At 68.1% G+C, this 18,914-nt stretch carries 18 protein-coding genes; 7 read left to right on the top strand and 11 right to left on the bottom strand.

Annotated features, from left to right (window positions below; translation table 11 throughout):
* Window positions 1-96 precede the first annotated feature (96 nt).
* Window positions 97-1,425 carry an NADP-dependent isocitrate dehydrogenase gene (icd, locus tag ASE43_RS20705; protein WP_056177530.1) on the bottom strand — a complete coding sequence of 443 codons (1,329 nt, stop codon included), beginning with the start codon at window positions 1,423-1,425 and terminating at the stop codon, window positions 97-99.
* A gap of 228 nt (window positions 1,426-1,653) precedes the next feature.
* Between icd and ASE43_RS20700 the strand changes: the two genes are divergently transcribed.
* Window positions 1,654-2,058 carry a DUF4288 domain-containing protein gene (locus ASE43_RS20700; protein ID WP_082607422.1) on the top strand — a complete coding sequence of 135 codons (405 nt, stop codon included), beginning with the start codon at window positions 1,654-1,656 and terminating at the stop codon, window positions 2,056-2,058.
* Window positions 2,048-2,581, top strand: a complete 534-nt coding sequence (locus ASE43_RS22410; protein ID WP_200956295.1) for a hypothetical protein — start codon at window positions 2,048-2,050, stop codon at window positions 2,579-2,581. The genes ASE43_RS20700 and ASE43_RS22410 overlap by 11 nt, the downstream gene beginning before the upstream one ends.
* A gap of 42 nt (window positions 2,582-2,623) precedes the next feature.
* On the opposite strand, the gene ASE43_RS20690 is transcribed toward ASE43_RS22410, so the two are convergent.
* Both ASE43_RS20690 and ASE43_RS20685 read right to left on the bottom strand, forming a co-directional pair.
* Window positions 2,624-2,995, bottom strand: a complete 372-nt coding sequence (locus ASE43_RS20690; protein WP_057161778.1) for a YkgJ family cysteine cluster protein — start codon at window positions 2,993-2,995, stop codon at window positions 2,624-2,626.
* A 149-nt stretch (window positions 2,996-3,144) separates the two neighbouring features.
* A complete protein-coding gene (locus ASE43_RS20685) occupies window positions 3,145-3,852 on the bottom strand; it encodes a UPF0149 family protein (protein WP_057161777.1) in 708 nt (235 codons plus the stop codon).
* Between the two features lie 113 nt (window positions 3,853-3,965).
* On the opposite strand from ASE43_RS20685, the gene ASE43_RS20680 reads away from it, so the two are divergent.
* Window positions 3,966-4,343 carry a YchJ family metal-binding protein gene (locus tag ASE43_RS20680; protein ID WP_056177538.1) on the top strand — a complete coding sequence of 126 codons (378 nt, stop codon included), beginning with the start codon at window positions 3,966-3,968 and terminating at the stop codon, window positions 4,341-4,343.
* Window positions 4,344-4,432: 89 nt separating this feature from the next.
* Here the strand turns inward: ASE43_RS20680 and ASE43_RS20675 are convergent, their stop codons facing one another.
* The 3 genes from ASE43_RS20675 to queF form a co-directional block, all read right to left on the bottom strand.
* Complete coding sequence (locus tag ASE43_RS20675) at window positions 4,433-4,930, bottom strand: hypothetical protein (protein ID WP_056177540.1); 498 nt, start codon at window positions 4,928-4,930, stop codon at window positions 4,433-4,435.
* A gap of 79 nt (window positions 4,931-5,009) precedes the next feature.
* Entirely contained in the window at window positions 5,010-5,327 is a 318-nt protein-coding gene (locus ASE43_RS20670; protein WP_056177542.1) for a LysM peptidoglycan-binding domain-containing protein, read from the bottom strand.
* 92 nt (window positions 5,328-5,419) lie between these two features.
* On the bottom strand, window positions 5,420-6,226 hold the full coding sequence (gene queF, locus ASE43_RS20665) for an NADPH-dependent 7-cyano-7-deazaguanine reductase QueF (protein WP_057161776.1): 807 nt from the start codon (window positions 6,224-6,226) through the stop codon (window positions 5,420-5,422).
* A gap of 111 nt (window positions 6,227-6,337) precedes the next feature.
* On the opposite strand from queF, the gene ASE43_RS20660 reads away from it, so the two are divergent.
* Complete coding sequence (locus ASE43_RS20660; RefSeq protein WP_057161775.1) at window positions 6,338-6,976, top strand: glutathione S-transferase family protein; 639 nt, start codon at window positions 6,338-6,340, stop codon at window positions 6,974-6,976.
* A gap of 430 nt (window positions 6,977-7,406) precedes the next feature.
* Here the strand turns inward: ASE43_RS20660 and ASE43_RS20655 are convergent, their stop codons facing one another.
* The 5 genes from ASE43_RS20655 to ASE43_RS20635 all read right to left on the bottom strand — a co-directional run bounded on the left by ASE43_RS20655 (window position 7,407) and on the right by ASE43_RS20635 (window position 13,522).
* Window positions 7,407-8,723 (bottom strand): M20 family metallopeptidase, encoded by a 1,317-nt coding sequence (locus tag ASE43_RS20655; protein WP_056177548.1) that lies wholly within the window; start codon window positions 8,721-8,723, stop codon window positions 7,407-7,409.
* A 538-nt stretch (window positions 8,724-9,261) separates the two neighbouring features.
* Window positions 9,262-10,569 (bottom strand): amidohydrolase, encoded by a 1,308-nt coding sequence (locus tag ASE43_RS20650; RefSeq protein ID WP_057161774.1) that lies wholly within the window; start codon window positions 10,567-10,569, stop codon window positions 9,262-9,264.
* Between the two features lie 808 nt (window positions 10,570-11,377).
* On the bottom strand, window positions 11,378-12,370 hold the full coding sequence (locus ASE43_RS20645; protein WP_057161773.1) for an aldo/keto reductase: 993 nt from the start codon (window positions 12,368-12,370) through the stop codon (window positions 11,378-11,380).
* Window positions 12,371-12,398: 28 nt separating this feature from the next.
* The gene (locus ASE43_RS20640; RefSeq protein ID WP_056179785.1) at window positions 12,399-12,713 is read right to left on the bottom strand and encodes a putative quinol monooxygenase; all 315 of its coding nucleotides are present in this window, start codon (window positions 12,711-12,713) and stop codon (window positions 12,399-12,401) included.
* Window positions 12,714-12,748: 35 nt separating this feature from the next.
* Window positions 12,749-13,522, bottom strand: a complete 774-nt coding sequence (locus tag ASE43_RS20635) for a glucose 1-dehydrogenase (protein ID WP_057161772.1) — start codon at window positions 13,520-13,522, stop codon at window positions 12,749-12,751.
* Window positions 13,523-13,626: 104 nt separating this feature from the next.
* On the opposite strand from ASE43_RS20635, the gene ASE43_RS20630 reads away from it, so the two are divergent.
* The 3 genes from ASE43_RS20630 to ASE43_RS20620 all read left to right on the top strand — a co-directional run.
* The gene (locus tag ASE43_RS20630) at window positions 13,627-14,520 is read left to right on the top strand and encodes a LysR family transcriptional regulator (RefSeq protein ID WP_082607421.1); all 894 of its coding nucleotides are present in this window, start codon (window positions 13,627-13,629) and stop codon (window positions 14,518-14,520) included.
* A gap of 254 nt (window positions 14,521-14,774) precedes the next feature.
* A complete protein-coding gene (locus ASE43_RS20625; RefSeq protein WP_057161771.1) occupies window positions 14,775-16,121 on the top strand; it encodes an APC family permease in 1,347 nt (448 codons plus the stop codon).
* 397 nt (window positions 16,122-16,518) lie between these two features.
* The coding region (locus ASE43_RS20620) for a DUF6531 domain-containing protein (protein ID WP_235568851.1) at window positions 16,519-18,914 on the top strand (2,396 nt) is incomplete at its 3' end.

Genomic DNA, 18,914 nt, shown 5'->3' with positions numbered 1-18,914 from the left:
TTTCACTTGCCTGAACGCGCCAATCCATTCGGGATTCGGCCAAAACAAAGGGCGCCGTAGCGCCCTTTGTCATAACCCGATGCCAGCGTCGCCGCCTCAGAGATGCTTGATGATCTCGTCGGCGAACTCCGAGCACTTCACCTCGGTCGCGCCGTCCATCAGACGGGCGAAATCGTAGGTCACGCGCTTGCTGGCGATGGCCTGGTCCATCGCCGCGATGATCGCGTCGGCGGCTTCGGTCCAACCCAGGTAACGCAGCATCATTTCGCCCGACAGGATCACCGAGCCCGGATTGACCTTGTCCAGATCGGCGTACTTCGGCGCGGTGCCGTGAGTGGCCTCGAACACGGCGTGGCCGGTCACGTAGTTGATGTTGGCGCCCGGCGCGATACCGATACCGCCGACCTGCGCGGCGAGCGCGTCGGAGAGATAGTCGCCGTTGAGGTTGAGCGTGGCCGAGACGTCGTACTCCTTCGGACGCAGCAGGATCTGCTGCAGGAAGGCGTCGGCGATCGCGTCCTTGATGACCAGGCCCGCGCCCGGCTTGCCTTCCGGAATCACGTGCCAGGGGCCGCCGTCGAGCTCGACCGCGCCGAAGAAGTCGCGCGCCACCTGGTAGCCCCAATCACGGAAGCCACCTTCGGTGTACTTCATGATGTTGCCCTTGTGGACCAGGGTCACCGACTTGCGCTTGTTCTCGATGGCGTAGGCGATCGCGCTGTGGACCAGGCGCTCGGTGCCCAGGCGGCTGACCGGCTTGATGCCCAGGCCGACTTCGACCGGCAGCTCGCGCGCCGGCGCGCCGATGGCCTCAAGCTCCTTCAGCCAGGCGCCGTTCTTGTCGGCGGTGCCGAAACGGATCTTGTCGAAGGCCTGCGGGAATTCCTTCTGCAGGAAGTCCAGCACCTTCTGCGCGTCGGCGCTGCCGCCGGCCCACTCGATGCCGGCGTAGATGTCCTCGGTGTTCTCGCGGAAGATCACCATGTCGACGTCGCCCGGCTTCTTGACCGGCGAGGGCACGCCCTCGAACCAGCGCACCGGGCGCAGGCAGACGTACAGGTCCAGCATCTGGCGCAGGGCGACGTTGAGCGAGCGGATTCCGCCACCGACCGGCGTGGTCAGCGGGCCCTTGATGCTCACCAGGTAATCGCGGCAGGCCTGCACGGTGCCGTCGGGCAGCCAGGTGCCGTAGGTGTTGTTGGCTTTCTCGCCGGCATAGACCTCGAGCCACTCGATCTTCTTGGCGCCGCCGTAGGCCTTGGCCACGGCCGCATCGAGCACGCGCACGGACGCGCGCCAGATATCCGGGCCGGTGCCGTCGCCTTCGATGAACGGGATGATCGGACGATCCGGCACATTCAGGCCGGTCGGGGTCTTGGTGATCTTGGCGCCGCCTGCGGGCGGCGTCGCTACGAACTCGGTCATTACGATCTCCAGTGGGGCCGTCCCGTGCGCAAGCGCATGGGCGAAGCAGGGTTCTGGCGGGTCGCGATGGCGCTGCGATCCGGCCCGCCATTGTCGCGGTTCGGGAGGGGCGTGGCAAAGGCCGAGGCGGCATCGGGACCGTTCGATGTGGAATGATGCATTCCGTGCCTGGGGGCTGGTTCCCGGGCTCAGGTGTTGACGGCCCGGTGAGCGGCGTCAGGAGGTCCGATGAGCAGCGCGAAAGAGGCAGTCGAATCTGGCACGACCGGGATCGAGGCTGGCGAACGTTTTGCCGCGAAGTTGCTGTTTCAGTTTCGTGTGATGGTCGACGGCGACCCGGGTGTGATGCGCACCTGCGAGGAGCGGATCATCGTGTTTCGTGCCGCGACCGCGCGTAAGGCGCTGGCGTATGCCAAGCAGCGAGGCCGGTCGGCCAAGCGGCAGTCTCGCAATAGCGACGGAAACCCGATCCATTTCGAGTTCGTGGGCGTGCTCGACCTGATGCATTTGGGCGACGAATGCGATGCCGATGAGGTCTGGTACGACATCACCACGCGCAAGCTTCCCATGGAGCGCGCGGCGAACCTGATTCCGCCGGAGCACAAGCTTTCCGCGATCCGCCTTGGAATCTGACATCGACGCGAATGCAAGTCGGATCCAGCGAAGCATGAGTGTGATTCGGGTAGACAACGCGCGATGGCATGAAACGGTAGCCGCGATTCCTGTCTGCGTTCTGCCCTGGAGGGCGGATGAGTTCGCCGCGAAGTGGCAACTCACGCTGGAGGAATTCGAGGAGCCGGGCCTGGGACGGGTCCGTGGCGCCGTGCTCGCGCTAGGCAATTGCGTTTGTCTTGCGCAGGCCCATCCGCATGGGCCTGACGCCGCGCAGCGGGTCAGTATTTCCGTAGCGGGTACATCGCCCGACACGCGTTTGGACCTGATCGAGATCCTGACAGCGATGGCACTGTCGGAAGCCGACTTGCCTTGGGTCAGTCCGGTGCTGGGGCCGGCGCGGTGGTTGCTGTACCGTTTGGACGACAACGGAAACGAGTTCCTGATCGAGCGTTATCAACAGCCCGAAGCGGCCGAGAGGATACGCGCGCAGTACGAGGCCAAAGGGCACAAGCAGCTGTACTTCGTTCGGTCGGCTCGCTAGTTGCGATCGGCTCGAGTCGTAGGGTTGGCGCCACTGCAAGCGCTAGCGGGCTTGCTGTTGCGACCATTGTTCCGGCGTCAGAGGAGCCAAGCCATAGGCGATGCGCGCTTTGTCGCATTGCGGGCTAGGTTCGCCGTACTCCCACGCGGCTTGCAGTTCGCGACACGGCGACGGGCGATGCGCGTAGATGCCGCAGTGGGCGGATGCGCCGATATCGCCTTGCAGCGCGATACAGCGCAGGCTGCGACCGCCGTAGGTGCCGCGCATCGCGACGCGGTGGGCGTCCAGCGTTTCGGTCAACTCGGCCGGTGTGCCCTTGGCATCGAAGGCGTCGGTTTCGCTCCAGTGCAGGGCGACGCGGAAGTGGGCGCAGCAGGCGCCGCAGCTGAGGCAGGGGTGGGAGGGGCTCTGCATGGTGGAAGCGCGGAGAGGGGGTTACGAGGAGTGCGGTGGATCAAGCAAGCGACGGAGTCGCTCGCGCGCTTGTTTGGCGCGTCATTCCCGCCTGAGCGGGAACGACACCCGACGCTTGCCTGCCGCAACGCGCAAACGGCGCTACCGGCTCAAGCCCCGCAGCACTTCTTGTACTTCTTCCCACTCCCGCAAGAACACGCGTCGTTGCGGTCCGGCGTGTCCGCGCGGCGCAGCGGTTCGCGCGGGGTCAGGGCTTCGATGCGGTGGTGGTGCAGATCGGCCAGCATGCCGGGCAGGCTGGAGACGATCTCCAGGCGCTCGCGGTAGCTGATCGGCGTGCCCGGCGCTTCCGGGTCCTCGCCCAGCACTTCGCCGCTGGCCAGGCGGTCGAACAGGACGAAGATCTCGTCCATCCAGTCGTTCTCGTCCAGCCAGCCTTCCCACGCGGTTTCGCGCAGTTCGACGCCGCGGAAGAAGCCGAAGGCCCAGTCGCGGCCGACGTCGAGGTCGTCGCCCTGGTCGACTTCCACGTCCTCGGGCAGCCACAGCAGCGGCGCCAGGTGGTCGGGCAGGTCGTCGTCGCCGTGGCGCACGCGCGCGGAGGCCATGTTCCAGTGGCCCTGCAACAGCGCCTCGACCTGAGCCGCCTCGGCCTCGTCGCTCCAGCGCGGCGGGTTGCCGCCCCAAACCACGGGCTGCCATTCGGTCGCCGGCACGGCCTCCGGCGCCACTACCAGCGCCGACAGGAAGCCGTCCAGCGCCTCCAGATTGAAGCCCTTGAACGGGACGGCGCGTTGGTCGAGCAGGTCGGCGAGGCGTTCGATCTGGGCGTCGTCGAGGTAGGCAGGGGGGTTCATGGCAGGTCGCGCAGCGGGGTTCGGGACGCGCATGGTAGTCGCAGCGGCGTGCGCTCGCCGAGAATTCACCTCCCGGCCGCGGTTTTCGCGGCCGACCGACCCGGAAAGCCCGCATGTCCGCCTGCCCCTGCGACCCCGCCCGCCCTTACGCCGCCTGCTGCGGGCCGCTGCACGCGGGCGCTGCGGCCGCCGACGCCCAGGCCTTGATGCGCTCGCGCTACAGCGCCTACGTGCTGGGCCTGCGCGACTACGTCCTGGCGACCTGGCACCCGAGCACGCGCCCGGCCGAACTGGCCTTGGACCCGGCCGCCACGCGCTGGCTGGGGTTGGAGGTGAAGCGGCACGGCGCCGACGGCGACCGCGCCACGGTCGAGTTCGTCGCCCGCTACCGGGTCGGCGGCGGCTCGGCGGTGCGCCTGCACGAAGTCAGCCGCTTCCTCCGCGAGGACGGCCGCTGGTACTACCTGGACGGCGAGTTCCCGGGCGGCTGAGCGCCGGCTGCCGGAATCGCGGACAAAAAAAGGGCGCGGTCCTCGAGGAACCGCGCCCGGGCTTGCCCGCCCATCAGGCGGGGAGAGAGTTACTTGACCTCGAATTCCTTCGACTGGACCACGGCGCCGTCCAGCGACACGTCGACCTTGTACTTGCCGGTCGGGAAACCCTTCGGACTGTTGATGCTGAAGTTGGTCACGCCGGGGCCCATCAGCTGCGCGTCGGCGCTGTCGTCCTTCACGGTCTGGCCGTCCTGGAAGGTCCACTTCGCGCCCAGCTTCGCCGGCACGGTCGCGGCCGGGTCGGAGGTGGACGTGGAGATGGCGACGTAGATCGTGTCCTTCGGCTTGAAGGTGGTCGCCGGCGCGGTGACCTTCTTGTCGGCGCCCACGGCGCTGCCCAGGTCGACGCTGGCGACGGCCGCGGTGGCGGCCATCGGCGCCGGCGCCGGGGTCGGCGCGACCGGCTCGGCGGCCGGCGGCGGGGTCACGGCTACGGGTTCTTCCTTCTTCTTGCAGCCGGCCAGGGCCAGCGAGGCCACCAGAGCGGCGGCCAGGGCGTAGTGCATGCGGTTACGGATCATCATGGTGTTTCTCCTGGAATAGGTGCGAACAGGCATTCGACCGCGCCCGGAACTCGTGCTCCCGGCGGATCTGTCGTAGGAATCAATCTTCGATCGCGGGGATCTTCAGCACCTGACCGGGCTTGATCTTGTCGGGATCGTCGAGCTGGTCGCGATTGGCCTCGAAGATCGCGTTCCACTTGTTCGCCTTGCCGTAGAACTGCTTGGCGATGTGCGACAGCGTGTCGCCCTTTTCCACCGTGTAGGTCTGATCCGTGGGCGCCGTCGACGACGTGATGTCTTCGGTGGAGCTAACCGAGGATTGGACGTCGCTGAAGTCGGCCCGCTGGGTTACCTGCTCGGTGCTGTCGACGCTGCTCTGCACGTCGGAGAAATCGGCTTTCTTGTCCGGGGTAGTCATGGGTTTACGTGCTCCTGCCGAATTGGCGAAAGCACGATGACATGCCGATTGTTAAAAAGGCATTGCGTCCGTGTGAACGTCAGGGGCCTTCGTTATTGACGTTCATCGCGGTGTGCCTGTGGGCGCAAAAAAAACGCCGTGGCCCGCCAGGGGTTGATGTCCAGGCCGCCGCGGCGGGTGTAGCGCGCCTCCACCGACAGGGCCTGCGGGGCGGCCAGGCGCAGCAGGTCGGCGAAGATCCGCTCCACGCATTGCTCGTGGAACTCGGCGTGGTCGCGGAACGAGACCAGGTAGCGCAGCAGCCCGGCCCGGTCCAGGCGCGGTCCGCGATAGGCGATGTCCACGCGCGCCCAGTCGGGCTGGCCGGTGACCGGGCAGTTGGACTTCAGCAGGCCGCTGCTCAGGGTCTCCTCGACGACCATGGCCGGGTCGGCGGCCAGATGGGCGGCGTTGGGCGGGCCGTAGTCGTCGATGGCGACCTCCAGGCCGTCCAGCGATTCGCCTGCGCCTTCGCGCACCGGCGGCAGGCCGAACGCCACCTCGACCGCGGCGCCGGCGGACTGGCTGAGGTCGGCGACGATGCGCGCGCGCACCGCCTCGGCGCTGTCGAAGCGCGAGGCGTTGTAGGAGTTCAGGTAGAGCTTGAGCGACTTGGACTCCACCAGGTTGGGCGAATCGGCCGGCACGGTCAGGGTGGCGGTGGCCATGCAGGGCTTGCCGCGCGGGTCCAGCCAGCTCAGCTCGTAGGCATGCCAGCGGTCCAGGCCGACGAAGGGCAGGGCCTGATCGGACAGGCCGATGTGCGAGCGGCCGAGCGCGCGCGCGATCGGGAACAGCAGCGAGGGGTCGTACTCGCGCGGGTAGTCGACGTGGCGGCCGAGGGGGAGTTCTTGGGTCATGCGCGCATTTTACCCGCATGCCGCGCGCGGCCCCCTCGCCGCCGCAAGAATCGGATATCGCGCCCGTACGCGGCGGCCGAGACTGGCGCCATCGCCCTGGGAACCCGCGCCATGCTCACCCTTTACGACTACCTGCCTTCGCAAAACGCCTGGAAGATCCGCCAGCTGCTGCAGCACCTGCAGCGCCCCTACCGCACACGCATCGTCAGCATCTTCGAGGGCGAGGGCCGCCGCGACGACTACCGCCGCATCAACCCCACCGGCGCGGTGCCGGCGATCGAGCTCGAGGACGGGCGCGTGCTGGCCGAGTCCAACGCCATCCTCGACTACCTGGCGCAGGGTTCGGCCTACCTGCCCGACGACGCGTTCGCGCAGGCCAAGGTGCGGCAGTGGCTGTCGTTCGAGCAGCAGTACGTGGAGATGAGCATCGGCTCGCTGCGCTACTGGACCCTGACCGGCAAGCTGCCGCAGCGCGCGCCGGCCTTGATCGAAGCCAAGCGCGGCGCGGCCTTGCGCGCGCTGGGGATCCTGGAATCGGAGTTCGCGCAGCGCCCGTTCGCGGCCGGCGAGGATTACAGCATCGCGGATATCGCCCTGTATGCGTATGCGAGCCGGGCCGAGGACGCGGGTTTGGACCTGGCGCCTTACCCGCAGTTCCGTGCCTGGATCGCGCGCGTGCAGGCGCAGCCGGGCCACTTGGCGGAACGGTATGCGTACGACATCGACCCGTATTCGGGTGGTGAGTTGTGAGGCGCGGCGCGTCGACGGCGAAGCTTCGCGCTTCCCTCTATTGCGGCTCCCTCTTTCGCTGCTCCCTTCTCCCGCCGCCGCTCCCTTCTCCCGCCCCCGCTCCCTTCTCCCGCCCCCGCTCCCTTCTCCCGCCCCCGCTCCCTTCTCCCGCCACTGCTCCCTTCTCCCGCCACTGCTCCCTTCTCCCGCCGCCGCTCTCTTCTCCCGCTTGCGGGAGAAGGTGCCCGCAGGGCGGATGAGGGCAGCGCCTGTGGTTGAAGCCCACGCCTCGCGTCAGCCTTCACCCCAACCCCCACCCCGGGCCGACCGCACAGCGGTCGGGCGTTCGGTGCAGCGCGAGACTATGGCTCGCAAAGCAGCCCCTCACCCCGCAAGCGGGAGAGGGCTACAAGCAGGAGACGGCCTAAACAGCGCGCGAACTCGGCGGCGTTCAACCCTTGGGCTGATGCAAATAATCCAGCGTCACCTGCAACAACGCGCGCAAACCCAAATCCAGAGACGACTCGTCCAGCTTGAACTGCGGCGAATGATTGCTGGGCGCGGTCACCGGGTCCACGCCCTTCTCGGTCGCGCCGACGAAGAAGAACATCGCAGGCACTTCCTTGGCGTAGTAGGAGAAATCCTCCGCGCCCATCTGCAGCGACGGCTCCACCACGTTGGCGTCGCCGGCCACGGCCTTGAGGCTGGGCAGCATGCGCGCGGTCAGGGCCGGGTCGTTGTAGGTGACCGGATTCCCCTCGCTGTCGGGCACCGCCGACACCGCGGTCGCGCCGTGCGCGGCGCTGACGTGGTCGGCGACGTTCTTCAGGTCGGCGAAGATCTTCGCGCGCATGCCTTCGTCGAAGGTGCGGATGGTGCCGACCATTTCGACTTCGTCGGGAATGATGTTGTAGCGGATGCCGCCCTTGATCGCGCCGAAGGTCACCACCGCCGGCAGCTTGGCGATGTCGGTGCGGCGGCTGACGATGGTCTGCGCGCTGCCGATCACGTCGGCCGCGGCGACGATGGGATCGATGCCGCCCCAGGGCCGCGAGCCGTGGGTCTGGCGGCCCTTGATCTTGATGCTGAAACGGTCCGAGGCCGCCATCAGCGGGCCCTGGCGCACGCCGATCTGGCCGACCTGCAGGGTCGAGAACACGTGCAGGCCGAACATGGCATCGGGCTTGAAGTCCTTGAACAGGCCTTCCTTGAGCATCAGCGATGCGCCGCCTTCCTCGTTGCCGGGCGCGCCTTCCTCGGAGGGCTGGAACACCAGCATCACCTGGCCGGGCAGCTCGTCCTTCATCGCCACCAGCGCGTCGGCCACGCCGAGCAGGATGCCGGTGTGGGCGTCGTGGCCGCAGGCGTGCATCACGCCGGTGGTCTGGCCGTTGAACTGGGTGGTGACCTTGGACGCGAACGGCAGGTCGACCTGTTCGGTCACCGGCAGCGCGTCCATGTCGGCGCGCAGCGCGAGCTTGGGCCCGGGCTTGCCGCCCTGGATGATCGCGACCACGCCGTGGCGGGCGATGCCGGTGCGCGGCTTCAGGCCCAGCGCACGCAGGTGCTCGGCGACCTTGGCCGCGGTGCGTTCCTCGCGGTTGGACAGCTCGGGGTGCTGGTGGAAGTCGCGCCGCCAGGCGATCACCTGGTCCTTCACCTTGGCCGCCGCGGCCTGCACCTCCGGACGTTGCGCCGATTGCGCGCTGGCGGCCAGCGGCAGGGCGAGCAGGGCGCAGCTCAACGCGACGGACAGCGGACGCTTCATCGACGGACTCCGGAGGGAAAGTCCCGATCCTAGCCGATGCCCTGCCTGCGGAACTGCCCGACCTTGGTCGATTGGCGTTGGCGCCCTGCGGAGTCGATGGCGGTCCCGCTCGCGCACGCCCCTTCCCCTGTGGGAGCGGCGTAAGCCGCGATCACGCAAGCTCCGACCCCAGCGCAGGCCGGCGAGGTTCGCGATCGCGGCTCACGCCGCTCCCACAGAAAGCCCCCGGTAGGAGCGGCGCGAGCCGCGACCGCGTCACTACGCCCGCGTCGCGAGCTGCGCCGCCGATCGAGATTGGGCGGTCGCGGCCCACGACGCGCCTACCCCAACGCCGCGCGAATCAACCCTGCGGCGCGCCGCCCAGGTAATCCAGCGCCAACTGAGGTTCGCGATCGCGGCTCACGCCGCTCCCACAGAAGGCCCTCGGTAGGAGCGGCGCGAGCCGCGACCGCGCCACTACGCTTGCGTCGTGAGCTGCGCAGCCGATCGAGGTTGGGCGGTCGCGGCTCACGCCGCGCCTACCCCAAAGCCGAGCGAATCAACCCTGCGGCGCGCCGCCCAGGTAATCCAGCGCCAACTGCAGCATCGCCCGCGTGCCCACGTCCAAGGCGCCCTCGTCGAGCACGAACTGCGGCGAATGATTGATCGGGGCCTTGGCCGGATCGATGCCCGCCGCGGTCGAGCCGACGAAGAAATACACACCGGGCACGGTATTGGCGAACTGCGAGAAATCCTCGGCCACCGTCACCATCGGCATCTCGACCACCTTGTCCGCGCCGACCGCGCGTTGCAGCGAGGGCCGCACGCGCTGCGTCAACGCCGGGTTATTGATGGTGGCCGGCGCGTTGTTGACTACCGTGAGTTCGGCGCTGGCGCCGCTGGCATGCGCCAGATCCTGCGCGGTGCGGCGGAAGCGCGCGATCACATCCTCGCGCACGTCCGCGTCGAAGGTGCGCAGGGTGCCGACCAGCTTGGCTTCGTCGGGGATGATGTTGAAGCGCACGCCGCTGTTGAACTGGCCGGCGGTCAGCACCACCGACGTCGCGGCGATATTGACCTGGCGCGCGATCATGCTCTGCGAAGCCAGCAGGATCTGCGCGCCGACGGTGATTGGGTCGACGCCGTCCCAGGGCCGCGAACCGTGGGTCTGTTTGCCGCGCACGGTCAGGCTCCACTCGTCGGCGCTGGCCAGCGAGGGGCCGGCGCGCACGCCGATGCTGCCCACCGGCAGGCCCGCCCACACGTGCAGGCCAAACACCGCCTCGGGCTTGAAGTCGCGGAACACGCCCTGCTCCAGCATCAGCGCGGCGCCGAAGGGCTCGCCCGGATTGGGCGGACCTTCCTCGGACGGCTGGAACACGAACATCACCTCGCCCGGCAGCGTCGCCTTCTGCGCCGCCAGCGCGGTCGCCACGCCCAGCAGGATCGCCACGTGCGCGTCGTGCCCGCAGGCGTGCATCACGCCCACCGGTTGGCCGCGATAGGTGGTGGTGACCTTGGACGCGAACGCCAGCCCGGCCGGCTCGGTCACCGGCAGCGCGTCCATGTCGGCGCGGATCGCGATGCGCGGGCCGGGGCGGCCGCCCTTCAGCACCGCGACCACGCCGGTGTGGGCTATGCCGGTCTTGGGTTCCAGCCCGATCCGGCGCAGCTGATCGGCGATCAGCTTGGCGGTGCGCACTTCGTTGTTGCCCAGCTCCGGATGCTGGTGCAGGTCGCGGCGCCAGCCGACCACGTCGGCCTGCACGGCGCGCGCGGCGCGGTCGAGCTCGGGCGTGGGCGCGGTCTGCGCGGCGGCGGTCGTCGCGAACAGGGTGCTGGCGATCAAAAGGGCGGGCAGGCGCATGCGGGGCAGGGGATCCGTGGGCGAGGGCTCGATGCTAGACCAGGCGCGAACGGCGCCGCAGCACGATCGGTGATGGCGACCCTACCATCGAACATGGGCCTGGGCGCCAGCGGGATGCCCGCGCCGGGCGCTGGAGTTCGCGATCGCGGCTTACGCCGCTCCCACAGAGAGCGACGTCGTCGCCCGATGCTCGCTGTGGCGCGGGAGTGGCCCACCGCGGGGGATTTTCTTCGGCCATAGACCGCGACCGCCTGCTCGCGATACGGGTTCCAGCAATGCGGGCGCTCGCCGCCCTCTGTGGGAGCGGCGTAAGCCGCGATCGCGCCGTTCCGGCCACGACGCAGGTCGCGATTTACGTCGCTCCCACCCCCAAGCCGCGCGTGCGCTTGGATGCAAGCGAATGCGAACGCTCGCCGCCTTCTGTGGGAGCGGCGTAAGCCGCGATCGCGCCGTTCCGGCTACGACGCAGGTCGCGATTTACGTCGCTCCTGCCCCAAAGCCCCGCGAGTGCTTGGATGCAGGCGAATGCGAGCGCACGCCGCCTTCTGTGGGAGCGGCGTAAGCCGCGATCGCGCCGTTCCGGCTACGACGCAGGTCGCGGTTTGCGCCGCTCCTACCCCAAAGCCCCGCGCGTGCTTGGATGCAGGCGAACGCGAGCGCTCTCCGCCTTCTGTGGGAGCGGCGTAAGCCGCGATCGCGCCGTTCCGGCCACGACGCAGGTCGCGGCTTGCGCTGCTCCTATCCCCATGCTGAGCTTGCCGACGAAGCCACCGCCGCTACGGGCGGCGGCGTCGCAACCGGCGAGGCCTCAATGGCCGACCATCGTCATGCCCACCGCCGAATAACGATCGCCCGCGATCGCATCCGGCGCGAACGCCGCATCCAGCGCGGCCAGATCGCCCGCGTCCAAGCGCACGTCCAGCGCGCCGACGTTGTCGTCCAGATACTTGCGCCGCTTGGTGCCGGGAATCGGCACGAGGTGCTCGCCCTGTGCCAGCACCCAGGCCAGCGCCAGCTGCGCGGGCGTGCAGCCCTTGCCGGTAGCCAGCGTCTTCACCGTCTCGGCGAGCACGAGGTTGCGCTGGAAGTTCTCGCCCTGGAAGCGCGGCGTCTGCAGGCGAAAATCGTCGCTCTGCAGATCGCCGGCCGACGCGATCTGACCGGTCAGGAAACCGCGGCCCAGCGGGCTGTAAGGCACGAAGCCGATGCCCAGGCGCGCGCAGGTTTCGAGTACGCCGTTGCGCTCGACATCGCGCGTCCACAGCGAGTATTCGCTCTGCAGCGCGGTGATGGGATGCACCGCATGCGCGCGTTCCAAGGTGGCCGCCGATGCTTCGGACAAGCCGAGGTAACGCACTTTGCCTTGCGCGACCAGCTCGGCCATCGCGCCGACGGTGTCCTCGATCGGTACGTTCGGATCGACGCGATGCAGGTAGTACAAATCCAGATGATCGGTGCCCAGACGTTGCAGACTGCCCTCGATGCTGGCGCGTACGTACTCCGGACGGCCGTTCACGCCGCGCAGAAGCGGCTGCGCGGGATCCATCAGGATGCCGAACTTGCTGGCCAGGAACACCTGGTCGCGGCGTCCCTGCAGCGCGCGGTTGAGCAGTCGCTCGTTGGTGTGCGGGCCGTAGACGTCGGCGGTGTCGAGAAACGTAACGCCCAGGTCGAGCGCGCGATGCAGGGTGGCGACGGCCTCGTCCTGGTCGGCGGGGCCGTAGGCGAAGCTCATGCCCATGCAGCCCAGGCCTAGCGCGGAAACGCGCGGGGCCTGCGGGCCGAGAGTGCGGGTGTTCATGTTGTTGCTCCGGTGGGGGATGGAGGAATCAGGCGGCCGGCAGCGCCGATGCGAAGTAGCGCAGGCGTACCGGTTCGGACAACAGCTGCGGCGTGCGCGCGAAGAAGTCGCGCAGATAAGGCATGGCCATGTGCGCCTCGAGCGCCGCGCGCGAACGCCAGTGTTCGTAGATCAGCAGCAAGTCGGTGTCGTCGCTGGAGCGGTGCAGGGTATAGCCCTGGCAGCCGGGCTCGCTCAGGGTAGGCGCGATCAGCGCCTGCAGTTCGCGTTGCAGGGTATCGCCCAGGCCCGGCTGGGCCTGGAGTTCGGCGATGAGGGTGAAGGCGGATGCGTCCGGGTTCATGGCGGGGTCCTTGAACGATAGCGAGGCGGTGGCGATCACTGGGTGACGTAGCCGCCGTCCATGACCAGGCCCTGGCCGCTGAAGAAGCTGGCGTGCTCGGAGGCCAGGAACAGCGCCGCGCTCGCGACTTCTTCGGGCGTGCCGCTGCGGCCGGCGACGGTGGCGTCGGCGAAGGCACGCTTGCTGGCTTCGTCGCCCCAGACGCGGTCCTGGAACGGGGTGTCGATGATGCCGGGCAGTACCGCGTTGATGCGGATGCCCTGTGGGAAGTACTCCAGCGCCGCGGTCTTGGTCAGGCCCATCACCGCATGTTTGCTGGCCACGTACACGGCCGCGTTCTGAAAGCCGATCAGCGCGCCCATCGAAGCGTTGTTGACGATCGCGCCGCCGCCGCTTTTCAGCATCGCCGCGATCTGGTGCTTCATGCTCCAGAACACGCTGCGCACGTTGGTGTTCATCACCTGCTCGTAGTTGGCGTTGTCCTGCTCGATGTAGGGCGAGAAGCGGCCGTCGGTGCCGGCATTGTTGAAAGCCACGTCGAGCCGGCCGTAGTCGGCCACCGCGGTCTCGACGAGGCGGCGGATGTCGTCCTCGCGGGTCACATCGGCCTGCAGGAAGCGGGCCTGGCCGCCGTCGGCGCGGATCGCCGCGACCACCGCTTCGCCTTCGGCGGCGCGGCGGGCGGCGGCCAGCACGATCGCGCCCTCGCGGGCGAAGGCGGCCGCGCTGGCCGCGCCGATGCCGGAGGACGCGCCGGTGACCAGGACGACCTTATCGCGCAGTCCGAAACCAAGGGTGGGGGTATGCATGAGTGCTCTCCTAGGTGGGGTGGAACCGTGGGAGCGACTCTAGGACTGGCCGACTGCGCGAAAAATGGGGATTATCCGAACGTGTTCTGAAGGGGTACTTCATAATGGCCGCGCACCCGCTCCCCGCCGTGATCGCCTTCGCGCGCGTCGCCCGGCTCGGCAGCTTCACCCGCGCTGCGGCCGAATTGGACGTATCGCCCTCCGCCCTGTCGCAGACCGTGCGTACCTTGGAAGAGCACCTGGGCGTGCGCCTGCTCAACCGCACCACCCGCCGGGTCGGCCTGACCGAACACGGCGCGCGCTTCCTGGCCCAGGTCGCGCCGGGCCTGGACCAGATCGATGCCGCCTTCGACGACCTCGACACGGTGCGCGACCGCCCGACCGGGCGCCTGCGCATCAACGCCGGCCGCATCGCGGCGCGCACGCTCATCGAGCCGCGCCTGCCCGAATTCCTGGCGCGCTACCCGGACGTGCAGGTGGAAGTGTTCGCCGACGACACCCTGGCCGACCTGGTCGCGGGCGGCTTCGACGCCGGCATCCGCCTGGGCGAGTGCCTGGCGCGCGACATGGTGGCCAGGCCGCTGGGCGGGGCGCAGCGCACCATCGTGGTCGGCTCGCCCGACTACTACGCCCGCCACGGCCGTCCCGACGTGCCCGAGGACCTGGTCCGGCACGACTGCATCCGCCAGCGCCTGCCCGGCAGCGGCCGCATGCAAGCCTGGGAGTTCAGCCGCGACGGCCAGGATTTCGAGGTGGACGTGGGTGGCCGCCTGATCTTCAACGACAGCTCGCTGTCGCGCGGCCCGGCCCTGGCCGGACTGGGCCTGGCCCAACTGTTCGAGACCCTGGTGGCCGACGACGTCGCCGCCGGCCGCTTGGTGCAGGTGCTGGACGCCTACACGCCGCCGTTCCCCGGCTTCTACATCTATTACACCGCGCGCCGGCAGCTGGCCCCCAAGCTGCGCGCCTTCGTCGAGTTCATGTGCCAGGGCGATTGATCGAAAACGCGAAAGCGATGCCGTTCGTCTGAGTGAAACCCCGGATTTATGTGCCGCGCCGGCGGGGCTAGGGTGTGCGCGTCCCCCGCCCGCGCAGCCGCGGAGTAAGTCGCGATCCACGCCGTCACGCATCGCGCCGTGGCGATACCTGTCGAACGCGGATCGCGGCTTACTCCGCCGCTGCGGGGCCCGCGCGGCCTCGCCTTTGCGCCCGGGCCGTGCGAGGCTGCGACGCAGTCTCCCGGGGACCCGCCATGAGCACAGCCGCCACGCCCGCCGACGGGTCCGCACCTGCACCGTCGGCCGCGCTGCAGGGCGACGCCGCGCTGGTGCGCGCGCTGGGGCCGTTCCAGCTCGGCGCCTCCATCATCAACATCATCGTCGGCGCCGGCATCTTCATGCTGCCCGCGCTGCTGTCCTCGCGCCTGGCCGGCGCCGCGCCGCTGGCCTTCATCGCCGGCGCGATCGCGATCGTGCCCATCGCGATGTGCTTCTCCGCCGTCGGCAGCCGCGCCGCCGCCACCGGCGGGCCCTACACCTATGTCGGCGCCGCCTACGGTGCGTTCGCCGGTTTCATCGCCGGCGCCCTGATGTGGATCTGCAACACCGCCTCCAGCGCCGGCGTCGCCGCCGCGCTCGCCGGCCAAGTCGCGCAGGCCTGGCCCCAATCCGCGCAACCGCTGCCGCGCGCGCTGCTGATCCTGGGCGTGTACGCGAGCTTGTTCGCGCTCAACGCGTTCGGCGTGAAGCTGGGCGCACGCATGATCGTGCTGCTGGCCACGCTCAAGCTCACCCCGCTGTTCCTGCTCGCCTCGCTCGGCCTGCTGTTCGTCGACTGGCAGTACGTGGCCTGGAGCGGCATCGGTTCCTGGAGCGCGATGGGCAGCGCGATGGTGCTGGTGGTGTTCGCCTATTCGGGCATGGAAACCGCACTGGTGCCGACCGGCGAAGTGCGCGACCCCTCGCGCCACGTGCCGCGCGCGACCTTGTCGGCGATCGCGATCGTGGTGCTGCTGTACATCGGCTTGCAGGTGGTCTGCCAAGGCACGCTGGGCGCGGCGCTGCCCGCCAGCGGCGCCCCCATCGCCGACGCCGCCGGCGCGATCTGGGCGCCGGGCCGCGCCCTGCTGCTGATCACCGCCTGCGTTTCGATGACCGGCTTCCTGATGGGCAATTTGTTCGCGTCCTCGCGCCTGCTGTTCGCGCTGGGCCGCGACGGCTACCTGCCGCACGCCTACGGCCGCGTCGACGCCAAGCACCGCGTGCCGCGCCTGGCGCTATTCACTCACGCCGCCGTCGGTGCCGCGCTCGCACTGGGCGGCAGCTTCGAATCCCTGGCCCTGATCTCCGGCGGCGCGATCTGCCTGGTCTTCGCCGCCGTCTCCATCGCCGCTTGGCGCGCCCAGCGCATCGATCTGCGCGAACGCGGCGCGCCGTTCGTGCTGCCGGGCGGCCCGATCGTGCCGCTGATCGCGGTGCTCACGATGGTGGCGATCCTGGCGACGATGACGTTGCGGGAGTGGACGGCGATCGGGGCGTCGCTGGCGGTGTTGGTGTTGGTGTATGCGGGGTTGCGGGCCTGGCGAGGGCGGGCCGATTGACGGCCATGGCCACTACCGGGAATTCGCAGCCGTCTGTTTGCAGCCGAAAGTTTGAACAGACCTCACGATTCGCGGTCTTCATCGATTGACTGCAATTGGCGGTTCGATGCCAGTCAAAAAAAGTGCCGGACGCCGTCTTGAACCGTGAGACGCGGATTCCCGATGATGGGAACGCACAGTGAGGTGCGTAGTCGGGGAAGGGTGTATGCGCTCGCTTAAAGCGTGGTTCGTCTTGGGGCTGGCGCTGCTGGCGTGTCCGTTTACGGTAGCGCATGCCGCTTGCGCAGTGGGCGCCGATTGCGTTCCACCGCAGTACACCGCCTGGTGTCACGTCCGCGGTGACGACGGAGCAGGCAACTTGCCCCCATATAGCTGTTCGGCGGCACAGAACAATGCATTGGGGTTCAGCAACTACCCAGACGACACCGATTGGTCGATTCGGGTGTTCAAGAATGTGTACGGCTACGTCAGCGGTACCGCGGCGCCGGCAGGGCCGGAGACGCTGAGCTACAACGTCTGGCCGGACCCGGTACAGCGACACCAGAACTGGGACTACACCATGAAGGCGGCGAACGGCTCCACGGCTGTGCTGCATTCGGCCAACGGCGGCCAGCGCTGGGGCTACTGCCCGATAGGGTTCGAACTGAACGTCAGCGGTCAATGCGAGCGGGCTCGACCTGCCGTCAACCCCAAGAATCTGGGCTGCTGCGTCAATAGTTCTCCTTTACGCAGCATGGTCGGCAACCCGATCAATGCGGGTGTCGCGAATAAGGTCCAAACCGAGGTCGACTATTCGGGCTCGGGTGCCTTTCCGCTTGAGTTCGTTCGCACCTACAACAGCCTGTTCGGTCCGTACACCACCAGCTTCCACGCCTATTGGGTCGGCAACTACGATCGTGCGGTCTTGCCTGGCACTGGTCCGGACGATGCGATCGTTACCCGTCGCGACGGCAAGGCGTACTTCTTCAGTCTCGTGGCCGATGTCGGGACCACCGACGCCGATGTAACCGACCGGCTGTACCGTTTGCGCGACGGGCTGGGCAATGTCACCGGTTGGAGATACGTCGCATCCAACGACGAGGTCGAACTGTACGACGCGAGCGGAAAGCTCAACCTCATCACCAACCGGGACGGCTTCACCCAAACCCTGACCTACAGCGACATCAACACCTCGGCGGCGATTGCCAAGTATCCGGGGGAGCTCATCGCGGTTACCGACTCGAACGGCCGCAGCTTGCGGATGGCCTACGATGCCGACAACCGCCTCACCACCGTGACGGATCCCACCGGTGGCGTCATCCGCTACACCTACGACGCGCGCGGCAATCTCTCCACACGCGTCGATGCCGACGGCAAGACGCGTACCTATCTCTACAACGAGAGTGGGCTCAACGGAGGGAACCTCTATTTGTTCTATTGGCTCACCGGCATCGTGGGCGAGGACGGAATCCGTTACGCCAGTTATTCCTACGACTACTACGGCAAGGCCATCTCCACCGAACATGCGGGCGGGGTGGACAAGGTCTCTGTGACCTACAACGGTGCGGGCAGCGCCACGGTCGTCGACGCCAATGGGGCCAGCAGGACTTACTCGTTCACCCAGATGTTTCAGGCCCCCAAGCTGACGTCTATCCAGGAGCCGTGCCCGGCCTGCGCCGGTGGAATGGGCACACGTTCGGTTACGCTGGATAGCAACGGGTTCGCCAACATCGCCACGGACACCGCAGGCGTTACCACGGACTACGATTACAACGCTCGAGGTCTGGAGGCTCGCCGTATCGAATCGGCTAACAACGCCACGACCAAGCGCAGCGTCGAAACCGATTGGCACGCCACGTTGCGTGTTCCGACAGAGCGCCGCACCTACGATTCGGCCAATACCCTGGTAAGCAAGAGCACCTGGGCCTATAACGCTCGTGGTCAGGCGCTGACTTCGACAGCGGCCGATCCGGCGACACCGGCCAACACGCGCACGTCGACGACCACCTACTGCGAAGCCGCTGACGTCACTGCCGGCACCTGCCCGCTGCTGGGTCTGGTCACGTCGGTCAACGGCCCGCGAACCGACGTCGCCGACACCACCCAGTTCACCTACTACGCCAGCGACGACGCTACCTGCGCCAGCGCCCCGACCACCTGCCCGCACCGCAAGGGCGACCTGTGGAAGGTCACCAATGCGCTGGGCCAGGTCATTGAAACCCTGGCTTACGACGGCGCCGGTCGTCCGCTGTCGGTCAAAGACCCCAACGGCGTCGTCACCGATATGGAGTATCACCCGCGCGGTTGGATGACCGCGCAAAAGGTCCGCGGCTCCAATGCCGGCAGCGAAACCGACGACGCGATCACCCGCTACGAGTACACGCCTACCGGCCTGGTCAGCAAGATCACCCAGCCCGATGGCAGCTACACCATCTTTGGCTACGACGCCGCGCACCGCCTGACCACGATCACCGACAACGCCGGCAACCAAATCGTCTACACCCTGGACAACGCCGGCCAGCGCACCAAGGAAGACACGAAGGACAGCGGCGGCGTGCTGCTGCGCACCCTGTCGCGCGTCTACAACCAGCTCGGCCAGCTAAGCACCGGCAAGGACGCCTATAACCACGCCACTGGCTACGTGTACGACGTCGGCGGCAACCTGGACACCGTCACCGACGCCCTGGGCACGGTCACCGACAACAATTACGACCCGCTGGGCCGTCTGGTGAAGACCCTGCAGGACACCGCCGGGATCAACGCCCAGACCCAGTTCCAGTACGACGCGCTGGACCGCCTGACCCAGGTCACCGA

The sequence above is a fragment of the Lysobacter sp. Root983 genome (assembly GCF_001429345.1).
Lineage (GTDB): Bacteria > Pseudomonadota > Gammaproteobacteria > Xanthomonadales > Xanthomonadaceae > Lysobacter.
The sequence above is the reverse complement of the archived record's forward strand: the minus strand, read 5'-3'. Positions and strand labels throughout refer to the sequence as shown.